Raw genomic sequence first — 21,487 nt, forward strand, 5'->3', positions numbered from 1 at the left:
AAAATCGATCCCGTTCGCTAGCAGCCAAGCCTCTCGCGCGTCAACGTCAATCGTGACGGTACTCATCGAGTGCTTACTCTACAACATAGGCAGCGCCGACCGCGCAACCAAAAACTCCTCCCACCGCCAAGTGCCTGGCGTACAGTGACTCCTTGGCAAACGTTGCCATGTATGCGGAAGCTACCCCTAGTACCGTAAGCAAAGCCCACAAGACCCACGGATTGGAAAACGCTCTTTTAATGAGGTCTGCGAGACGACGATAAATCGACATAATCGTCACCACTACTTGCACTCACAATCGCTGCCGATCGTCCATGGTTTCTCTCCCAAAGCACGCTTCATCAACGTGTTTGTGCCAGTGAACAATCCTTGCATGATGGCTAGGTCCTTGAATCCGAGTCCCAATGCGGACACGCCAGCTCTACCAACAACACTCGTCCCCAACGTCAAAAGGCCTGGAGAAAAGGCACCCGCAGCGGCCGAAGTAAGAACCGGCCCGATATTTACACACTTGGCGCTCTTGCCATCAATCATCATTTGCTTGCCGATATCTACGCCAGCACCAACTGCTGCGCCAATCTCACCAAACTCCTAGAGTAGACTATTTTATTTGCAGGAGCGAACTGGATCTCGCTGTGTATGTCCGCTATGGATCGACGTTGCCGTCCCATTCGGGTCGCCTGCGGCCCTTCTCGCCAGTTCGTGTTTCTCAGCCACCATCGCGCTCGTCAGCAACGCCCGGGGCAATGATCTGAAGCGCCGGGCGGCGCTGCTCTGATTCTGCGCCGGGAAATACCTCGCTCACCGGGCTGAGAAGATCGGTTGCGTTTTGTGACATGGTTTGCTCCCCTGTTCGTGTTCGCCGCCGAATCCGGCAGGGCCGGGTTCCCGTCACGCGATCAGCCTTGAGCATTCCATCGGCCAGCACCACAGCGCGAAATAATGTTCCCTGCGGAAAGCCGCAGGGTATTGCTGCATTGAGCCTCTCATACGGCGCGGCTCTGCTCAGTGCGCAGTAGCACACTTGGGCGCTTCTAAACCGAAGAAACTGATTTTCACGGGCCGGATGCGTTCCGGCTAGCTCTTCTTCGTAAACTTCGCGTACGGGCTCGTATCGTCGGGCTTGGTTGCGCTCACGCGCGAGCGGCTCGCCGGACTCATGCCGAATTCGCAGAGCAGCCGAACCATCTGGTCGTGTGCGCGGTTGGCAATCGACAGGAATGGCGACTGCACCGGATAGCCGTTCGGCGACTTGACGACCGCACCATATTTCACCACCTGATCGTTGGCGTTCTTCCAGCGTGAAACACACTCGCAATAAAGCGCGAGCGCGGGCGCGTCGATGGACGTGAGCAGACCGGCGGCATGCAACTGCTTAGCCACCAGCGGCCAGGCGCATGCTCGCGTCGCGGCGCATTACCTTCGATAAGGCGCGAGCCTCGCGGGCAAGGCCGAGCGGAACGAAAAGCTTTAGGCACCCAAGCGTGGACATTGGCCTCGGCCCCTTGAAGAGCTGTCAGGTCGGTGCCGACCGCTTTGATAGTAAATGTAGCCGGCGACCAACAAGTGAAAAACGCATCCTAAGCACGGGACAGTTTTCAGCCACCATGTGATCGGGCTTCGTCGGTCCGAAGATCAGGCGTAGCATCGTGCCGGCCTGCGCCAACAATGTCGCCCTTGGTTGCCATATCGAGGAGCAAGCGCCGTCGAATGTTGCCGCGATGCAGTCATCCCCCGACGAGGCCATCGGCCCGAAAAATCGGAGTTCGATTCTTGAAATCGGTTCGAATGGAAATCGACGTAGTCATTGAAGATGTGGTTGAGTTGGTGGCCGAGCCATCAGAACCGCAATGAGGCTCAGGCGTCGCTCCGCCAGCGAGACGTTGGGGACTGGCTTCTTCTGCGCCGCCTGTCGAAGCCATTGACCACAGCCGATGACCGCATTCCGGGAAATACAATGCAGAGGCTGGCCTGTGGCTTTGGGGCTGAGCGCGCGCTCGGGCGCGAGAGTACCAGCACACAGCAGGTGAGATGGATGTTCTTCACGGCGTTATGTCTCATTGGATCGTTGCTTCGAAAGGGAAGGCGAGTCGGAGGTCGGCTGCTGGTTTGCGCGGCGCTTGTGGCGGCCTTGGGCCATGATCGGACGTGGCGAAGCACTTCACCAAACGCTCAGGAGCAGCCGCCGACGCTGAGTGCATTATCGGCGTCGCATCGCAGGTCCTTCTGCAGTGCGCTCAAGTGGCCTTGAATCGGACCGGCGCACAGCATCTCGTTTTCCTTGCCGTCGGGCAAGGTGACGTGCACCCCGGCGCTGCGCGCGCCGTGTTCGGTATAGTCGAACACGGCGTAGCCGGTGCCGGCGCGGCTGAAGGTGACTTCAGTGCGATCGGTCTGGAATCGCGAATAATGCGCGTAACGCAATTGATTTACGCCATCTACCGGATTGTTCGGGAACGCCAGCTCCGTGTTCGGCGACTTGCCATAGCGGTACTGCAGGGCGGATGGCGTCGCGCCGCACAGACTGATTGTTTTGTGCCGGGCGGTGTCGCAAGTGAAGTAGGTGCTCTCCTGCGCCGAACACTGGCCGGATGCCAGCGCCTCAACGGCGTGGAGGAAGGTCGCGGCCAGTACGAGACAGCTCGACAATACAAAAATGTGCCGCATGATCGAACGAACGCGTCAGGAAAGACGATAGCTTACCGTGAGGCGATTCAGGTTTGCTTACGTTTGCTGACATGTGATGTTCCTTCGCGAGTGATCGTGCGGAAACCCTTGCGCACGGCGGCGCCATGCCGAGTCTCAGATACATTCATGGATGGCTTCCAGGCTGATTGCAAAGCCACGCCCGCCTCCGGCGTTCGCAGCACCTTGTCAAGCCCCCCTCGATTGCTTGCGATAGCGTAAATGCGCTGGGTCCCGGAACGCGCAGGCTGCGGCGGCGCGGGGCGGCGGTTGCGGATCGACTGCACATGCGAGTGCGATGCCTGTTTCCCCGGACCGGGAACCGTTATTCGACTCGCGACATGCGCAGTTTCCCTACATGAATTGCAGGAAATGCCTACACAAATAGCCCTTCAGCTACCGTTCGTTGCGGCCGTATACATACACGTAATCGTTGCCGCTGCCGTCTGCGCGTCAAGCGGCGAACGCGAAATTCCTGGACAAAAACTTCTTGTCAACGAGAGCCAGGGTGGAAAAAATCTTGCGCAAGCAAGGTGGCCTGCCGCGCGTACGGAGCAGGATGCCTATTTCATCGCGCTGGATAAGATCGTGAAATTCCAGTCGGACCTGATGACTCAAAGCGGCGATGAAGCCGTATCCGCCGTGCGTACTGCAGTTCTGACGATCGCAGCACTGGCGGCGGCGATCGCGCTTGCTGCCGTCGGTGGATGGTTGACTACGCGTTCGGTCGCGGAACCGGCACGAGAGGCCGTCGACTCAGCAAACCGCGTCGCGCATGGCGACCTGGCATCGCACATCGATGTGAAGTCAAACGACGAAATGGGCCAACTGATGCGCACGTTGCAGACCAACATTCTCGCGTTGAACGCGGCGGCCGAAGCGGCGCGCGCCGGCGAGCAGGCTCGAGGTTTCGCGGTGGTCGCGAGCGAAGTGCGCACGCTTGCGCTACATGTCACGGAAGATATGCGGTCTGCCCTTCGCATCGAACATCTAACGCTCTGACAGGAAGACCGTGAAGAGATGAACGGACCGTTATCGACGATCAGCCGCAAGATCATTTTTGCCTTCAGCATATGCGCCGCGACGATGATCACAATCGGACTGTTCAGCACATTGAGCGTCTCGCGGATGAGTATCAATGTGAGTGGGATGTATTCCAGGAACACGCTACAGATTGCGAAAATCTCGAATGTAACGATTGCGCTCCTCAATAGCCGCGCGACGCTCAGGCGCCTGCAGGCCACGCGGCTAGCCGCGGATGTCGAGACGTTTGCCCAGGGCATTCGTGCCGATCTGGAAACAGCCGACCGGGAATGGGCATCCTATTACCCGGCTTATGTGCGTGACGGTCACGAGCGGGAGCTTGCCGATCGGCTGAAGGGGCTGATTGCAGAGAACAGGCGTTATGCGAATGAGGCAATAGCCGCGGTCGCAGCGGGTAATTTTGACGCGGGCGCGGATGCGGTCAACCGCGGGGCAGACGTCGCAGCAGCTTTGACCAGGGTGTTGAGGGAGGATGCGGCTCTCAGCCTCCAGCAGGCAAAGAGAGCTTCGGATGAAAGCGCATCGACCGCGGGCCGTGTCAGCCAGATTTCGATTGCGTTGGTCATCGTCAACTTGCTGGTAGTCATGGTCGTGTCAGTGGCGATATTGCGTTCGATACTGGGTCCGCTGAAGAGGGCTGCCGGGGTGGCGAACGATATTGCGTCGGGCAAGCTGGAGAATCAGATCACGGTAGATTCGCGTGATGAAATCGGACAGTTATTCGAAGCAATGAAGAAGATGGAGCGGCAGCTTCGTCAGATGATCTATTGCGATCCGCTGACTTCCCTGCCGAACAGGGTCTTGTTCAATGAGCGTCTGAGGCGGACGGTCGCCGGGGCGGCGCACCATGCATTGGTTGGCGTGGTGATGATCGACATGGACCAGTTCAAGGGCGTCAACGATACGATGGGGCATGCGGCTGGAGACGCATTGCTACGCGAGGCGGCCGCGCGCTTGCGCATCTCGGTTCGCCCTTGCGATACGGTGGCCCGTTTCGGCGGCGACGAATTTGCCGTCGTACTACCCGATGTTCGTGATCGTGACGCATTGGAGCATATTGTTCGCACGATCATTGACAGGTTCGGCGAGCGGTTCGTGCTGAATGGGAAAGAGGTGTTTATCTCATGCAGCGTGGGCGTTGCCGTATATCCGACTGACAGTCCAGACGCAGACGATCTGCTGAAATACGCGGATTCGGCAATGTACTCCGCCAAGCGCTCTGGCCGCCGCGGATTCCGCTTCTACTCCAGGGAACTGACAGCCGATGCCATCGCGCACCTGCAACTGGAGGCAGAGCTTCGCGGCGCCATTGGACGTGGGGAACTTGAGCTGCATTACCAGCCGAAGGTGTTGTTCCAGGATCACGAAGTGATCGGCTCCGAGGCTCTGCTCAGATGGCACCGCCCTGGGGTCGGACTGGTTTCGCCGGGGCAGTTCATCCCGATTGCAGAGGAAGCGGGCTTGATCGTTGATCTGGGCAAGTGGGTGCTGCGGGAGGCGAGTCGTTCAGCGGCCGAATGGAACGCCAGCGGAACCAGAATTCATAAGGTCGCGGTCAACCTGTCGGCCCGGCAGTTTCAGTGTCACGATCTGGTCCAGATGGTGACCGGAATCCTCGAAGAAACCGGCTGCCGCCCTGAATGGCTGGAGCTTGAAATCACGGAAAGCGTACTGCTGGAAGAGGATGAGGCGATTATGGGTGCGCTTGCGGCCTTCAGGGCCATGGGGCTTTCCATTGCGATCGACGATTTCGGCACAGGTTACTCCGCGCTCAGCTATCTGACGCAATTCCCGATCGATACGCTGAAGATCGACAGATCATTCGTTCAGAAGGTGACCACGGACCGGCGTCATGCGGAACTCGTGAAGGCCATCCTTTCCATTGCGCGGTCCCTGGGGCAGCAGGTTGTTGCGGAGGGCGTCGAGACGGTGGAGCAGGCAGCGTTTCTTGAGGCAAACGGTTGTCAGGTCGCGCAGGGGTTTCTGTATTGCAAGCCGTTGCCGAAGCCTGAGATGAGTTCGTTGTCCAGGCATCTCAAACTGAATGCAACGGCTGGATGAGTTTGTCCGGGAAGAGCGCGCGCCTCGCCAACGAACTCGTGTTGTCGGCCTCGCATGTGGCCGAGCGCGGCGGCGCGGCGGTTTCGCAGGTGGTGCAGACGATGGGTTCGATTAATCAGTCGTCGCAGAAGATCGTTGAAATCATCGGCGTGATCGACGGCATTGCGTTCCAGACCAACATCCTCGCGCTGAACGCGGCGGTCGAGGCGGCACGCGCGGGCGAGCAGGGCCGAGGCTTCGCTGTCGTCGCCGCAGAAGTGCGCAGCCTCGCTCAACGGTCTGCGACGGCAGCGAGGGAGATCAAGGAACTGATCGGTGGTTCGGTCCAGCAGGTCGAAGCGGGCAACCGCCTGGTGGACGAGGCGGGCATGACGATGAACGAGTTGGTCGAAAGCGTCAGGCGCGTGACCCTCATGATGACCGAGATCATGAGCGCGGGACAAGAGCAAGCCGACGGTATCGAGCAGATTAACCGGGCTGTCACGCAAATGGATGAGGTCACGCAGCAGAACGCGTCGCTTGTCGAAGAGGCCGCTGCTGCGACCGAATCGATGCGCGAGCAGGCCGCGACGCTGGTCCAGGTCGTCAGTGTGTTCAAGCTGAATGTGCACCGTGCAGCGACGCGCGTCGCAGGGGCGGTTACGCCGTTGAGCACTAATCCGCGATTCGCGCTCGGCGGTGAGTAGTGCGCAATCTGCCCGCCGTGTGGGACCGGCCGGGCTCGCGGCGTCCGTCGCTATCAATGCAGTGGCTTGAACTCCTTGCTATGCAGCCGACGTCGCGTCGGTTGCACAACCTCCTGCATCGCCTCGGTCTCATCCATCGTGCACATCTGTCCATCAAAAATTTAGATGGACACGATCCTCGCCTTCACGCCTAACGCGATCAAGATGCCTTCCCCGGGCGCTTACGATGCAGACATGCCGAAGCGGCAACGTACGATATCCGTGCTGTTGCATCGCCTCCATCCCTTTCCATTTGGCCGCTGTGCGAGCGGGTCAGCAGTCGCTGCAGGGGTACCTGCCAGGCCCCATCTGCCTTTCCTGCTTGCCTTGGCGATACGCATCTGGAGTCGTTAGACAGTGTCGTATCCGACAAGGCCATTCGCCGCTTTGCGCAAAGTTATTAAGGATAAACCTACAACAAATCCAGATTGACCTTACGACGATTTCACTTCAGCAATCTTCGCTCGTTGACGACATACGTATAAGCAGCAAGGCTGCTTGCATATTCGCCAAAAAATTCGATACGAATCCTTTGACGGGAACGACGTGAGCAACTTGGTGCGCACAATCAGATTCGAAACCGTAGTAACGCTTGGCGCCTGCGTAGCGCTCGTGATCGGGGTGAAGGGTAGCTTACCGACGTCAACCTAAGAAGCCCTAAGCGTAGGAAAAAAATGTCGGCGCCGGCACCGCATCGCCTACCCAAAGCGGCAGCGCATGCGTGACTAAAGACCGCTATCGCCAGGTCGATAAAAGTGCAGAAGACGCATCCCTTTACGCAAGAGCTTTGAATAAGACTTCCCGAAATGTCTGGTTTGTGTGAGCGTTCGCGCATAGTTCTGCCTTTTCTGCGAATTTCAAGCTTTGCGCTGCTTGCCGGTGTCTGCGCGCCGGGATGGTCCGCTGACGCGCCGCCGGCCACCGGCCCCCATCAGGGCACTGACAGCGGAAGGACCGCGGACACAGACCTGGCAACCTTGCCGCTTGAGGTGCTGATGCAGGAAACGGTGAGCACGGCAACCCGGCTCACGCAACCGATCTCGGATGCCCCTGCCGCTGTCTTCGTGCTCACGGCCAAAGACATCCAGGATTTCGGATGGAGAACGCTCGCCGATGCATTGGCGTCGTTGCCGGGGCTTTACGTCACCTATGATCGCGACTATGCGTATCTCGGCGCGCGTGGCTTCCAGCGGCCCGGTGACTACAATAGCCGCTTTCTGCTTCTGGTCGATGGTGTCCGGCTGAACGACGCCGTCTACGACCAGGCACCGATCGGTACCGACTTCCCGGTCGACATGGATATGGTCGAGCGGATCGAATATGTTCCGGGCCCGGGATCGGCGGTGTACGGTTCGAATGCCCTATTCGGCATCGTGAATGTGATCACCAAAACCGGGCAGTCGCTTAAGGGCGTCCAGGTGGCAGTCGCCGCAGGCAGTTTCGGCGAGAAGCATGCACGGGCGAGTTACGGCTGGCACGGCAGTAACGGCGCAGATCTGGTGCTCTCTGCGAGCGCTTATGACCGGAGTGGGCAGGACCTGTATTACCCGGAATTCGACACACCGGATCAAAACAACGGCGTCGCGCAAGGTCTGGACTACAACCGCGTCCAGAACTTTCTTGCCAAATTTGCTTACGGGGATTTCGGCCTGAGCATGGGCTACAGCAACCGCACCAAGGGCGTGCCGAATGCGCCATATGGCACGCTGTTCAATTCGCCTGATAGCACCACGGACACGCACAGCTTCATTAATGGTTCGTTCCATCACGCGGTAAATGACGGTTTGCAGCTCGCAGCGGAAGTCTACTGGGGGCGCTACGACTACCGCAGCCCGAGCCTTTATGCGCTCGGCCCGGTGGCAAATGTCGACGGCGATCACGCACTCTGGTACGGAGGCGACGTGCACGCCACCATCACCTCTATTCCGGGGAACAAGATGGTCTTCGGAATGGACTACACACGCGATGCCCAGCGCGACCAGTACAACTATAACGTCGATCCCTACGCGGTCATTCTCGACAACAGGCACAGCAGCAATCGGGAGGGCGTCTACGCCGAAGACGAACTGCAGTTACCGGCAAATTTTTCACTTAACGCCGGGCTACGCTATGACAAGGAGACCGTCTCCGGCGGCAACATCAGCCCCCGCGTGGCGCTTGCCTACAAGGCTACCCCCAGAGACACCTTCAAGTTCGTCTATGGCCTGGCGTACCGGGCGCCTAACGCCTACGAGCTCTACTACGCGGTCCCGGGCATCGGCGGACAGCTGGCTAACCCGTCGCTCAAGGCCGAGCACATCACCACCAACGAATTCATCTACGAACGGGAAATCGGCGTCTCGGGCAGGGCAACTCTTTCGCTATTCCACTACGACATCCGCGACCTGATCTCGGAGACGCTTGACCCGTCGTCGGGCCTGTACATTTTCGAGAACCTGAGTCGTGCGAACGCGGATGGCGCCGAACTGAGCTACGAGCAGAAATTTGCCGGCGGCGCGCGGATCCGCGCCAGCTATTCATGGCAGATTGCTCGCGACAGCAACTCCGGAGCCATCCTACAAAACTCGCCGCGGAACCTGTTCAAGCTGAACGTTGTGATGCCCGTCTACGCCAATGCCGCGCGCATTGGCGCGGAGATCCGGTGCGTTTCCAGCCGGCTCGCGGACCAGGGACACGCGGCCGGTTACTGCCTCGGCAACGTGACGGTAGGTAGCTCACGCCTGATCGAACACACGGATCTGTCGTTCTCCGTCTACAACGTGACCAACGCGCGCTACGCGGACCCGGCCGGCCCGGGCTTTACGCAGGAAGTCATCGCCCAGCAGAGCCGGGAGTTCCTCGTCAAGCTGGTGTACGGGTTCTGACATGCGTTCCGCCAGTCCCTTCCGCGCTGCCAGCATGCTGGCCTTCGTGATCTCGGAGCTGATCAGCTTATCGGCGTACGCGCAGGTGGACGAGTCCGCATTGAAGGCCGCGTATATCTTCAACTTCACCGAGTTCACGACATGGCCGTCGGGAAGTCTGTCCGACGCCTCGCTTGTCGTGTGCGCAAACCGGGACAGCGATCTGGGCGCCGCGCTGGCCAAACTTGACGGGCGAAACGAGGGCGGCCGGTTGTGGTCCGTCGTCCCTTTGCCCACCAGGAGCAGTCAATGCCGATGCAATGTCGTCGTACTGGAAAGCGGCGCCCCCATTCCCGGTGCGGTGAAGGAAGTTCTCGCGTCGGATCAACCGGTTCTTGTCGTTAGCGATTTCGATACCGGCGACCATACGACCATCATCCGCCTCTTCACTGACGAAAATCATCTTCGCTTCGACATCGAAAACCAGCAGGCGCTGCACCGGCATCTGACGCTCAGTTCCAAGCTGCTCCGTCTTGCAAGGAGCGTCTTATGACCTCCCGCGAGGAACCCGCACCCAATCTGACGCGTGCGATGGGGCGCGTCAATATTGCCGGCATCGCCATCGCGTTGCTGATCTCCAGTGCCGGTTTGCTTGCCTACCAGGCACTGTCGTTACGATCCGCGCTCACTGCCGACGCCCGCCTGCAGGCGGCAATGGTGTCGGCCAATATCACCGCGTCGCTGATGTTTCATGACGTTCAGGCCACGACCGAAATACTCCGGCCGCTTGCCAACGTGCCTTACGTCGAGAGCGTCGTGGTGTTCAATCCGAAGGGAACCCTGCATGCGCGTTATGCCAGAGCAGGCATCTCGGAGTATGAGGCCAATGAAGGGACGCTCAGCAGGGCCATGGTGCGGGATCACTTCACGCTGAGCGATGTCTTCGTTGCAACGCCGGTCATTCACGATGGCGAGACGCTGGGCACAGTCGTGCTCGTTGCCAGCACTGAAGGCATGGTTCATGAGCTTTGGCGCTATGCCGGCTTTCTGATCTCAGCTTGTGTAGGCGCGCTTTGGGTATCGTCTGTCGTCACTTCGCGCATGAAAGCGCGTGTCTTCGCGGCCGAGCAGGAACTCGAATACCTCGCGAACACGGACCCCCTGACGGGTCTGCCGAACCGCCGCGCGTTTTACGAGGCACTGGCCGCACGGCTGCGGCCTGGGGGCAACGAGCATTTGGCGCTGATCCTGATCGACCTCGACAACTTCAAGACCGTCAACGACACGCTGGGTCATGGCGCAGGCGACGAATTGCTGCGTTCCGTGGCAGGCGCGCTGCGCGCAGCGGTTCGTTCCTCGGATGTCGTCAGCCGCATTGGCGGCGACGAATTCGCGGTGCTCGCCATCGACGATGCCGACCGTCATGGAAGCCGCCATACCGCCGAGCGCATCACGACCATGCTGGCCCGATCGTTTGAACTGCATGGTGCCGACGTTCGGGTGACAGCAAGCGTGGGATTCAGCCAGTTCCCCGACGACGCAGCAGACGTCGCTTCGCTCGTCAGCAGCGCGGACATCGCCTTGTACGCCGCGAAAAGCAGCGGGAAAAATGTCGCTGTGGAGTTCAGGCCGCAGATGACGACGGATGCGCAGCGGCGCGCTCGGCTCGAACGTGAACTGAGGCATGCCATTGAACAGGACGCGCTCGAATTGGCGTATCAGCCTCAATACGATTGCCAGACGGGGCGCCTGGTCGGCGCGGAAGCACTTGTGCGTTGGACTCATCCATCGGACGGCAACATTCCGCCGATGGAATTCGTCCCGATTGCGGAGAACAGCGAGCTCATCGTCGCCTTGGGACGATGGGTGATGCGGCGCGCCTGTCGGGATGCCGCGCGCTGGAACACAGACGCACGCAATTCGGTCAGCGTGTCGGTGAACGTATCCGCACGGCAGCTTCGAGAGCCCCGATTTCAACGTGACGTGCTCGACGCACTAAACGAGAATGCGCTGCCGGCGGATCTGCTCGAACTCGAACTCACCGAGAGCCTGCTCATGGCCAACATGGCCGTTGCAGTGAATGTGATGACGCAGTTGCGCGCTAAAGGGATACGCTTGTCTATCGACGACTTTGGCACGGGTTACTCTTCACTATCCTACCTGCAGTCGTTTCCGCTCAGTCAGCTCAAGATCGACCGAAGCTTCGTGAAGGCGCTACCGCAAGCGGGGCAGCCCATTGTGACCGCGATTATCTCGATGGCGCACAGCTTTGGCCTCACGGTCGTGGCCGAAGGCGTCGAGTACCCTGCGCAACTTGCCTGGTTACGCGATGCCGGGTGCGATATCGTCCAGGGGTTTCTGACCGGTCGTCCGATATCTTTCGCGGAAATGGCAGAGGTCGTCCGGAAGGCGGATGGATCTGCCGTCGCCGCCGCAGCCGATTGCAGGATCGAATGACTGGAGTCCGAGAGCCGCTCGATTACGTGCCATTCAGACCGTATCTCGCGACGCTCTACGCCAGAAACCGTAGAACACGCCTGCCCAGAACTCTGCTTGCCTTGCGTCGTCTACAGCGCTGAACATGGTGGGGCGCCGGCTGGAAATGTGAGGACGTCATGCGGGATGCGACGCTTGCGTTGTGCTCGATCCATCCGGACGACCTCGATCGGCACGCTGCACGCGTGGCACGACGAATTCCGCGTGCATCACCCGGCAAAGGGCGAAATCTGGATCGAAGGTCGCGCGATACCGGAGCGTGAGCCCGACGGCAGCATTCGTTGGCACGGGTTTCTTCACGACGTCACCGAGCGCAAATTCGTCATCGAAATCAAGGACAACGGTATCGGGTTCGATGTGCAGAACATCCGCAAGCAGAACACTTTTGGCCTCGTCGGCATGCGCGAGCGTACGCTGGGGGTCAGCGGCGAGATGGTCGTCGTGAGCAAACGGGGACGCGGTGCCGTGGTGCGGGTGCGTATCCCGGTCGCTGACACGATCACATCGTCCGAGCGGATCGCGTGACGTGTAACGTGAGCATGGCGGTGCGTATGTACCGCCGGCAGCGCTCAGAACGCGTGACGCAATCCCACCATGCCGACGAATTGCGACGGTCCCGAAGACGGCGTCGTATTCTGCGAGTCGCCGACCACAGCGACAGCGTTAGTCATACTCGTCCCCGTGCTGCCCGCCGCGACCAACGTCTTGCCCCGCGCGTGCTGATACGCTTCCAGCGCGTACAACGTGGTGCGGGTGGACAGGCTGTAGGTCTGTTCGAGCGAAATCTGGTGATAGCGCGCCGGATCGCTGATGCCATTCGCTTTGCTTGCCTGCGTGTAGCTGTATCCTGCGCCGACAATCACGGCCGGCGTGATCCGGTAGGTGGAAATCACGCCGTACGTGTTGAACACGCCTTCGTTGGCGAACAGCGAGCCGGAGCCTGGCGTGTACTGCACGTTCGAATAGTTCACGCCGACCATCAGGTCTTCGTGCGTGTAGCGGGCCGCCGCGGCGAACAGCTGCGCGCTGCGTGCTGTCGCATAGCCGCTGTTCACCGGCGAGTTGACGGCGTAGCTGCCGAGCGCCTGGCTCGTTGCGATGTCTTTCAGTTTCACGTAGCCTGCGGCGATCGAAAAAGGCTGGTAGTCGTAGCGAAACGCCGCGCTGAAATGGCTACCGTTAGCCACGCTGCCGGGGACGCCGCCGAGGCCGTACTGCGCGCTGACCTGCAAGCCCGCGATGTTCGGCGAAAGGTAGGTTGCCGAATTGTTGAGGCGCAGCGTCGTGTCGAGAGCGTCGAGGTCGCCGGGGTGCGCGCCTGTGGCGCCCGTCAGCACGCCCGTTGGTCCGAGTGCGCCGACCATCTGGAAGTAGGGCGTGTATTGGCGGCCGAGTGTCACCGTCCCGTATTTGTCGTTGCTCAGCCCGACGTATGCCTGTCGGTTGAAAATGAAGCCTGAGCTACTTTGCGCGCCAGTCAGCGAGTTGAAGCCGCTTTCGAGCCGGAAAATCGCCTTCGTGCCGGCGCCCAGGTCCTCCGCACCGAGCAGGCCGAACTTGCTCGCCTGCAGGTTGCCCTGGCTCATGTAGAAGTTGGAGTGTCCGCGCTGATTGCTGACATAGGCGAACGCGTTATCGACGACGCCGTATAACGTGACGCTGCTTTGCGCCGACGCGCCTGCTGACAGCAACGTGCCCGCAACGGGCACGCATGAGAGGACGAGTGTGCGTGTACGTGAGCGCTTCAATGAGTTCATGGTTTGCGGGTCTCCGGATTGGATAGGCGACCTTTGTCCTTCAGGTCGGTTATTCAGGGCTTCTCAGTGGTCATGGAAATCGTCAGGCAGCGCCAGCCGTCGACCGTGTGGTCGGCCAGCAGCGCACGGCCAGCGCAGACGGCCTGGCGCACTTCGTCCGCCGGCACGAGGATCTGGATTTCCGGCTGCGGCTGCTGCATCCAGCCTTCGCGCTCGACCGAAATGCGCAAGGTGCTCGCGTCGCTCGTGATCGTGACATTCCAGCGGCCTTGCGCGCCTTTACGCCAGGCTTCGCTTTCGCCATCGTCTTCGACGCAGCGGCCGCGAGCGGTGCCGGCGCCCGCGAACGGCACGGCGATGAAGGCGCGCTCATCGGCGGGACGGCCGAAGTGTTGTTCAGCAACGTTCAGCGGAATCACGCTGCCTTCCCGCAGCAATACGACCGGCTGGTCGAAGGGGGCGGGCAAGCTCACCGTCTGGGCGCCCTCAAACGCCTCGCCGCTCCAGTACGACACCCAGCGCGCGCCTGCCGGCAAATAAACGTCGCGTGTCGACTGGCCTGCCTCGACGACCGGTGCGACCAGCATCGACGAACCGAGCATCATGTCGTCGCCGTCGGCGAGACAGCACGGGTCGTGCGGAAACTCCGCGAACATCGGGCGCAATACCGGTTCGTACGCGCAGTGCGACTGCCATAGCAACTCGTACAGATAAGGAATGAGCCGGTAGCGCAGTTTGATCAGGCTGGCTACCTGTTGCGTGACTTCGGGATGCATCCACGGTTCGTTGACCGTGCCGTCGTCGTTCCACGAATGAATGCTGAAGCGCGGCAGGAAGATGCCGAAGGCGACCCACCGCGCGAAAAGTTCCGGGCCCGGCGCGGGGCCGGAGAATCCGCCGATATCGTGGCCGCTGTTCGACACGCCGGACATCGCGAGCCCGAGACCCATCTTCAGGTTGTAACGCAGCGTTTCCCATGACGTGTAGTTGTCGCCGGACCACGTCTGTACATAACGGTGCATGCCTACGCCGCCCGAACGGGACACGAGGAACGGCCGCCGGTCGGGCGCGTGTTCGCGCTGCGCGTCGCGCGACGCGCGCATCATCAGTTGCGTTTGCAGCACCTTTGCCTGATGCGCCGGATACGGCTGGCCGAAGCCTTGGGCCATCGCATCGGGCGACCAGATCTCGAACTCGTTGTTGTCGTTCCAGGTCGCCGCGACGCCGTGTTTCAACAGGCTGTCTTTCACGCGCGCCTTCCACCATTCGATGGTGTCGGGATTCGTGAAGTCCAGATACGCGCCGACTTCGTCCCAGAACTGCACCCACGCCGGATTGCCGTCGCGCGATTCGATCAGCAGGCCGGCTCGCGCCACTTCGTCGAACGCCGGATGATCCTGCAGCAGACACGGCTTGATGTTCGCGCACAGACGCACGCCATGCTCGAGATAACCCCGCACGAAGCCGTCGATATCCGGAAACTTCTCGTGGTTCCAGTTGAACACATAGCGCTTCGCACCGATCGACGTGTAGCCCGACGAAAGATGGAACGAATCGCACAACACGTCGTGCTCGCTGCATCGTTCGATGAATTCGCTCATGCGGTGCTGCGCATTGGGCGCGTCGGTATAGCTCATCGTCGAGCCGGAGTAGCCCAGCCCCCACTTCGGCATCCACGCGGGACGTCCGGTCAGCCACGTAAAACGCCGTACCGCATGCAACGGCGTGCCCGCCGACGCGATGAAGTAATAGTCGAGATCGCCATGCCCGGCGACAAAGTGCCGGTAGTGCCCATGATAGTTGTCGAGCTCGCGGCCCATGTCGAAGCGGCAGTCGGCAAGCGTGTCATAGAACAGACCGAATCCCGTCGACGTTTCCGGTTGCCACGTCACGTAGAACGGGATGTGCTTGTAGAGCGGATCCGTGGTGCGTGCGCTATAACCCATTGCATCGATGTTGCGCATTTCGTAGCTCTGATTCGCGCGATCCAGCGAACCGGCGCGCTCGCCGAGACCGACGTACATTTCTCCGCGACGGCGCTCGATGTAGTGATACACGCGCGCGTCCCACCAGCCGAAGTTGTACGCCTGGGTCTTCCGGTCGCTCATCACGCGATGCCATGCCGCGCCGTGCAGGATCTCCCACGAGCAGAACCCACCATCGAGCTCGACCGTCAGGCGGATGCACGCCGTTTCGATGATGATTTGGCCGGCGCCGCTCGACACTTCGAATGAAGGCGGGGTGAAGCCGCTCATGTCGCGGCGGTCGCGGCCTTCGAGCGGAACGTCGTCCGCGCCCGGCGCGATGGCCCAGGTTCGCGGTCCGTGTGGCTCGCCGTCCGGCAGGACGAGCACGCGAACGATGTCGTCGGCGAGTACGAACAGTTCGATCCGGCAATTGTCTTGCGCGGCCAGCACGATGCGATTGCCGGCGTGGGCAGATAGCGAAAAGCGCGGCCGATGTTTCATATTCTTCAATGAACTCATGATATGTCTTGAAGTGAGGTCAGGCTGTGGTGCTGGCGCCGTTGTCCACTTGACGCGGGCGCGCGTCACGCGACACGCCGCGCATCAGGATCACCAGCAGCGTGGCGCCGATCAGGTCGAACGCGCCGAGGGCGCCGAATAGCGGTGTGTAGCCGATCGAATCGGCCAGCGCGCCGACGAGCAGCGAAAAACCGAGGCCGCCGATCCACGCGGACATTCCCGCAAAGCCGGCCACGGTGCCGACCTCGCTGGGGTCGAACACATCAGCCGCGAGCGTATTGACGAGCGCCGAGATCATCTGATGCGCGAAGCCGCCCACGCAGAAGAGCGCAATCGCCTGATACGGTGAGGCGACCAGTCCGATGCACGCCGGCCCGATCATCATGAAGGCGCCGAGCACGACACCCGCAATTCGCGACCAGATCAGCGGCACGCGCAGATGCTTCATCAGGAACGGCGAAAGATAGCCGCCGAACAGCCCGCCCAGGTCGGCGGCGAGAAACGGCAGCCACGCGAACAACGCGATCTGCTTCAGATCCATGTGGCGCTGGGTCGCGAGGTAGAGGGGAATCCAGAAGCTGAAGGTTTGCCATGCGGGTTCCGCGAAGAAACGCGCTTGTGCGATAGCCCAGAACCGGCGCGTGCTGAGCACCTCGCGGATGCTGCGCCGCTGCTGCGCGGGCGGGGTTTGTCCGCCGATGATCGTCTCGCGCTCCGCTTCGCTGATACGCGCGTGGTCGGTCGGCGAGCGATAGAGCACGTACCAGACGGCGGCCCAGACGAAGCCGAGCGCACCCGTCACGGCAAACGCGCTTTGCCAGCCATACCTCAAGGACAGGAAGACGACGAGCGGCGGGGCGAGCAGCGAACCGAGCGACGTGCCCGCATTGAAGTAGCCCACCGCCACTGACTTTTCACGATTGGGGAACCATTCGGCGACAACCTTCATACCGGCCGGAATGGCGACGGCTTCGGTCAGACCCATTAACCCGCGTAACGCCGCCAGCGACAGCCAGCCGCTCGCAAAGCCATGCAGCACGCCGGTCATCGACCATAGGCAGGCGAACAGGGCAAAGCCGAGCCGCAAACCGATCAGATCGATGATGAGGCCGCATACCGGCTGCATCAGCGTATAGCCGACCTGAAACGCGCCGACCACATACGAATACTGCTGCGTGCTCATGTGCAGCAGCTTCGTCAACTCGGGCGCCATCACGCCGAGTGCATTGCGCGACAGATAGTTGACGATCGTCCCAAAGCAAACGAGCGCAATGATCCACCAGCGCAAACCGATGATTGTTTTCAACTTTGTCTCCTACCCAATGTGTCTGCCGCCTGTCCGGTGGGAAAGGCAGGTATGCGCGAATTCGAACATTTTCCTGCTTTTTGTGTCAGTCATCGTATCACTTGGGTGGCGCTGAACTACCAGGGAAAACCATGGTGTAACGTGCTGATTACTTTGAAATAGCCCTAAAAACAGGCGATTCTCGCTGATCAATATTTCAAAGAAGTCTGACGACTGCTCACATTTGATTTTTGCGTAAATGTTCTTTCGAACACCAAATGTTCGTTTGTGTGAGTGAGGTTCGTGCGATCGACCGTGCGATCGGAGGCGGAGACTTGCCGGGCAACGGCGACGCTATGCGATTGCGCGTGGCCCTTACGGGATGCGCCGCGTCGGTTGGAGAGTGGGCAAGGTGCTATTGGGGCGATGACGAAGGTGCATTCGGATATCTATCGGGGTATTGCGTTTGCCGCAGTAATGCTTCGATATCCTATTGATCGCGGGGCGCCGATAATGCCGCCGGCGATGCGCCGCGGGTCGAGAAGTTGGCGCCTGGATTTCCCACACTTTTTTCACCAACCCCTGTCCTTTGTAACGAGACGTAACCGGGCGGCGAGCTACGCGATGTAGTGCATCAGTTATTACAAACTTGAAATACGCGGGGCGCGGCCTTGCGCTATATTTCGCCCAACAACACGTTCTCAAAAAGGGTGATCGATGAAGTCCGCTCGTCTTGTTCCACTTCTGCTCGGGGTTTTCGCGTTGGGCGCCTCAGGTGCTGCAATGGCCGGTGGGGTCAACATCGGTGTCAACATCGGCATTCCTGCGCCGGTTTATGTCGCGCCAGCACCGGTCTATGCACCGCCGCCTCCGCCTCCGCCGCCCGTCGTCTATCAGCCCGCGCCGGTGTATTACGGCGGCCCGGCCATCGTGATCGGCTGGCATGGCGACCGCTACTGGGATGGCCGCCGCTACTGGGCGCGTAACGACTGGTATCGCCGTCATCCGCCGGGCCGTTACGACTACGGTCGCGACCACTACGACAATCGTCGCGGCTGGCACTAAGCCGCAGCTAAGCCGCCAATGGCGCTGCAGAGCCGGCCATCGTCCATCGTCGAGCCGAAAAAAACCGCCCGGGAAAGGGCGGTTTTTCATTGCCGGTACAAAGCGGCCGGGTCGTCGACTCGCGTCAACGCATGCACATTTATTCGGCTACGGCAGCCATGCCGCCGACCACGGCGTTAAAGCCGCTGTCGACGTGCACGATCTCCGCCGTCACGCCGGCCGCCAGATCCGACAGCAGGAACGCCGCCGTGTTGCCGACCTGTTCGATCGTCACATTACGCTTGAGCGGCGCGTTACCTTCGACGAATTCGAGAATCTTGCCAAAGCCCTTGATGCCGCTTGCGGCCAGCGTCTTGATCGGGCCCGCCGAAATGCCGTTCACGCGTACGCCCTTCGCGCCGAGCGACACCGCCAGATAACGCACGCTCGCCTCGAGCGATGCCTTGGCGAGACCCATCGTGTTGTAGTTCGGGATAGCGCGTTCGGCACCCAGGTAGCTCAGCGTGAGCAGTGACGCATCCGGCGTCAGCATCGATTGCGCGGCTTTGGCGAGCGCCGGGAAACTGTACGCGGAGATGTCATGCGCGATGCGGAAATTTTCGCGCGTCATGCCGTCGAGGAAGTCGCCGGCAATCGCTTCGCGCGGCGCAAAGCCGATCGAGTGAACGAGGCCGTCGAGGCCGTCCCAGTGCTCTTTCAGCGACGCGAAGAGGGCGTCGATCTGCGCGTCGTCGGCGACGTCGCACGGGAATACGAGGTTGCTGCCGAACTCGGTGGCGAACTCGGTAATGCGGTCCTTGAAACGTTCGCCGACATACGTGAACGCCAGTTCGGCGCCTTCGCGCTTGCAGGCTTGCGCAATGCCGTATGCGATCGAACGGTTCGACAGCAGGCCGGTCAGCAAGATTCGTTTACCAGCGAGGAAGCCCATGAATTCTCCTAATAAGGTCTGTGCGCCGCACACGAGGACGTCACGCGCCCGGATGCCGGGCCTGCGCATGTCGCCAACATGTCGCCAACGCGCATGTCGCCAACGCGCAGGTGCGGATTGTGCGGATTTAATTAGGTAGAATTCTCTCACATTGCAACCGCCCTCTGACCAACAAGGCCCCTATGACAACTGGCTCGCGGCGGGTTCAAGCGCCTCGTGCACCTCGGTGCGGCATGATTCACAGGCTCTCGCGTGTCGGTCTACCGGTTGTGCCGCGCTCATGCAGGGCGAGGTTCGCCGTCGCACTGTGCAGCGCGTGGGCATGGCTCGCCGCGCCGCAGGCTCATGCCGTCTACGCGATCGCCCAATACGGCGAACCGAAATATCCGGCTGGTTTCAAACACTTCGACTACGTCAATCCGGACGCGCCGAAGGGCGGCACGCTAGTGCTGGCCAATCCGAGCCGGCTCACCAGCTTCGACAAATTCAATCCGTTCACGCTGCGCGGCAATACCGCGCCGGGCGTCAATCTGCTGTTCGAAAGCCTGACGACCGGCAGCAGCGACGAAGTGGCCTCCGCGTACGGCCTGCTTGCCGACGACATCAGCATCGCGCCCGACGGCCTTTCGACGACCTTCCACATCAACCCGCGCGCGCGCTTCTCGAACGGCGATTCGGTCACCGCCGCCGACGTCAAGTTTTCTCTCGACACCTTGAAGAGCCCGCAAGCCGCGCCGCAATTCGCGTCGATCTTCGGCGAGATCACGCGTGCGGTGGTGATCGATCCGCAAACGATCCGCTTCGAGTTTCGTCAACGCAATCGTGAGTTGCCTTTGCTGGCGGGCGGGATGCCGGTGTTTTCGCGCAAGTGGGGGATGAGACCGGACGGCAGCCGGATTGCGTTCGATCAACTGGCGTTTGAAAAACCGATCGGCAGCGGGCCCTATCTGATCGAGCAGTACGACAACGGCCGCACGATTACGTACCGGCGCGATCCGAATTATTGGGGTGCGGCGTTGCCGGTGCGCGTCGGCACGAACAACTTCGAGCGCATTGTCTACAAGCTGTATTCGGATAGCACGGCGCGGCTCGAGGCGTTCAAGGCGGGCGAGTACGACGCGCTGGTGGAGTACGTCGCGCGCAATTGGGTGCGGCGCGACGTCGGCAAGAAGTTCGACAGCGGCGAGCTGATCAAGCGCGAGTTTGCGCAACATAACGGCACCGGCATGCAAGGTTTCATGCTGAACACGCGGCGGCCGTTGTTCCAGGATGTGCGCGTACGCAAGGCGCTCGATCTCACGCTCGACTTTCAATGGCTGAACCGCCAGTTGTTCTTCAATCAGTACATGCGCATCGACAGCTTCTTTGCCAACACCGATTTGCAGGCGAAGGGGCTGCCTTCTCCGGGCGAGTTGGCTTTGCTTGAACCGTGGCGTTCGAAACTCGACCCGGCCGTGTTCGGCCCGCCGCCGAAACAGCCGGACACCGATCCGCCCGGTTCGCTGCGCGCCAATCTGCTGCAAGCGCGTGCGTTGCTGCAGCAGGCCGGCTGGACCTATCGCGACGGCGCGTTGCGTAACGCCAAAGGCGAGCCGTTCCGCTTCGAGATCCTCGACGATGCGGGTTCGTCCTCGTCAATGGAGCCGATCGTCGCGACCTTCATCCGCAATCTGCAGAAGCTTGGTATCACCGCGACGTTTCGCGTGTCCGATTTTGCGGTCTATCAGAAGCGTCTCGACGCTTTCGATTTCGACACGACCACAATCCGCATGCCGGACGTGCAGGTGCCCGGTTCGGAGCAGATCGACCGCTTCGGCAGCAAGGCCGCGGACACTACCGGCTCGGACAATATGGTCGGCCTGAAATCGCCGGCTGTGGATGCGATCCTGAATGCGCTCGTGCATGCGCAGACACGCGAGCAACTGGTCGACGCAACGCACGCGCTCGACCGTGTGCTGATGCATGGCTACTATGTAGTGCCGCACTGGTACAGCGCTACGCACCGGGTGGCGTTCAAACGCGGCCTTGCGTGGCCGCAGACGCTGCCCTTGTACTATTCAGCGGAAGGCTGGATCACGTCGACGTGGTGGTATGCGCAGCCATAGCCGC

Annotated in this window: 14 protein-coding genes and 2 pseudogenes; 9 read left to right on the forward strand and 7 right to left on the reverse strand. The window is 60.7% G+C overall.

The genetic code is table 11. The annotated features are described in order from the left end of the window. Positions 1-709 precede the first annotated feature (709 nt). The 3 genes from AC3WLT_RS34345 to AC3WLT_RS34355 form a co-directional block, all read right to left on the reverse strand. Positions 710-838, reverse strand: coding sequence for a hypothetical protein (locus AC3WLT_RS34345; protein ID WP_492596054.1), 129 nt, complete (start codon positions 836-838; stop codon positions 710-712). Between the two features lie 239 nt (positions 839-1,077). After that, entirely contained in the window at positions 1,078-1,383 is a 306-nt protein-coding gene (locus tag AC3WLT_RS34350) for a phage terminase small subunit P27 family (RefSeq protein ID WP_492596055.1), read from the reverse strand. A gap of 789 nt (positions 1,384-2,172) precedes the next feature. Beyond that, a complete protein-coding gene (locus AC3WLT_RS34355; protein WP_492596056.1) occupies positions 2,173-2,667 on the reverse strand; it encodes a hypothetical protein in 495 nt (164 codons plus the stop codon). Positions 2,668-3,312: 645 nt separating this feature from the next. Between AC3WLT_RS34355 and AC3WLT_RS34360 the strand changes: the two are divergent. The 7 genes and pseudogenes from AC3WLT_RS34360 to AC3WLT_RS34390 form a co-directional block, all read left to right on the forward strand. Beyond that, positions 3,313-3,630 (forward strand): annotated as a pseudogene (locus AC3WLT_RS34360) (HAMP domain-containing protein); the annotation flags it as partial. Between the two features lie 75 nt (positions 3,631-3,705). Beyond that, a complete protein-coding gene (locus AC3WLT_RS34365) occupies positions 3,706-5,790 on the forward strand; it encodes a putative bifunctional diguanylate cyclase/phosphodiesterase (RefSeq protein ID WP_492596057.1) in 2,085 nt (694 codons plus the stop codon). Positions 5,791-5,825: 35 nt separating this feature from the next. Beyond that, a pseudogene (locus AC3WLT_RS34370) lies at positions 5,826-6,476 on the forward strand (methyl-accepting chemotaxis protein); the annotation flags it as partial. 1,034 nt (positions 6,477-7,510) lie between these two features. Continuing rightward, complete coding sequence (locus AC3WLT_RS34375) at positions 7,511-9,379, forward strand: TonB-dependent receptor plug domain-containing protein (RefSeq protein ID WP_492596058.1); 1,869 nt, start codon at positions 7,511-7,513, stop codon at positions 9,377-9,379. Between the two features lie 34 nt (positions 9,380-9,413). Beyond that, a complete protein-coding gene (locus AC3WLT_RS34380) occupies positions 9,414-9,911 on the forward strand; it encodes a YfiR family protein (protein WP_492596059.1) in 498 nt (165 codons plus the stop codon). A 38-nt stretch (positions 9,912-9,949) separates the two neighbouring features. Next, positions 9,950-11,815, forward strand: coding sequence for a putative bifunctional diguanylate cyclase/phosphodiesterase (locus AC3WLT_RS34385; RefSeq protein WP_492596071.1), 1,866 nt, complete (start codon positions 9,950-9,952; stop codon positions 11,813-11,815). Between the two features lie 165 nt (positions 11,816-11,980). Further along, on the forward strand, positions 11,981-12,379 hold the full coding sequence (locus AC3WLT_RS34390; RefSeq protein WP_492596060.1) for a hypothetical protein: 399 nt from the start codon (positions 11,981-11,983) through the stop codon (positions 12,377-12,379). A gap of 44 nt (positions 12,380-12,423) precedes the next feature. On the opposite strand, the gene AC3WLT_RS34395 is transcribed toward AC3WLT_RS34390, so the two are convergent. From AC3WLT_RS34395 to AC3WLT_RS34405, 3 genes are read right to left on the reverse strand one after another with little or no spacing between them, the layout of a single operon-like run. Beyond that, a complete protein-coding gene (locus tag AC3WLT_RS34395; RefSeq protein WP_492596061.1) occupies positions 12,424-13,611 on the reverse strand; it encodes a porin in 1,188 nt (395 codons plus the stop codon). Between the two features lie 53 nt (positions 13,612-13,664). Further along, positions 13,665-16,097: a glycoside hydrolase family 31 protein gene (locus tag AC3WLT_RS34400; protein WP_492596062.1), complete on the reverse strand. Its 2,433-nt coding sequence runs from the start codon at positions 16,095-16,097 to the stop codon at positions 13,665-13,667. Between the two features lie 19 nt (positions 16,098-16,116). Then, positions 16,117-17,403 (reverse strand): MFS transporter, encoded by a 1,287-nt coding sequence (locus AC3WLT_RS34405; RefSeq protein ID WP_492596063.1) that lies wholly within the window; start codon positions 17,401-17,403, stop codon positions 16,117-16,119. A 696-nt stretch (positions 17,404-18,099) separates the two neighbouring features. Here AC3WLT_RS34405 and AC3WLT_RS34410 point away from each other — a divergent pair. Beyond that, entirely contained in the window at positions 18,100-18,447 is a 348-nt protein-coding gene (locus AC3WLT_RS34410; RefSeq protein WP_492596064.1) for a hypothetical protein, read from the forward strand. 139 nt (positions 18,448-18,586) lie between these two features. On the opposite strand, the gene fabI is transcribed toward AC3WLT_RS34410, so the two are convergent. After that, on the reverse strand, positions 18,587-19,378 hold the full coding sequence (gene fabI / locus AC3WLT_RS34415; RefSeq protein ID WP_492596065.1) for an enoyl-ACP reductase FabI: 792 nt from the start codon (positions 19,376-19,378) through the stop codon (positions 18,587-18,589). 233 nt (positions 19,379-19,611) lie between these two features. Between fabI and AC3WLT_RS34420 the strand changes: the two genes are divergently transcribed. After that, the gene (locus tag AC3WLT_RS34420; protein ID WP_492596066.1) at positions 19,612-21,483 is read left to right on the forward strand and encodes an extracellular solute-binding protein; all 1,872 of its coding nucleotides are present in this window, start codon (positions 19,612-19,614) and stop codon (positions 21,481-21,483) included. Positions 21,484-21,487: the final 4 nt, after the last annotated feature.

The sequence above is a fragment of the Paraburkholderia sp. FW306-2-2C-D06C genome, from assembly GCF_058781505.1.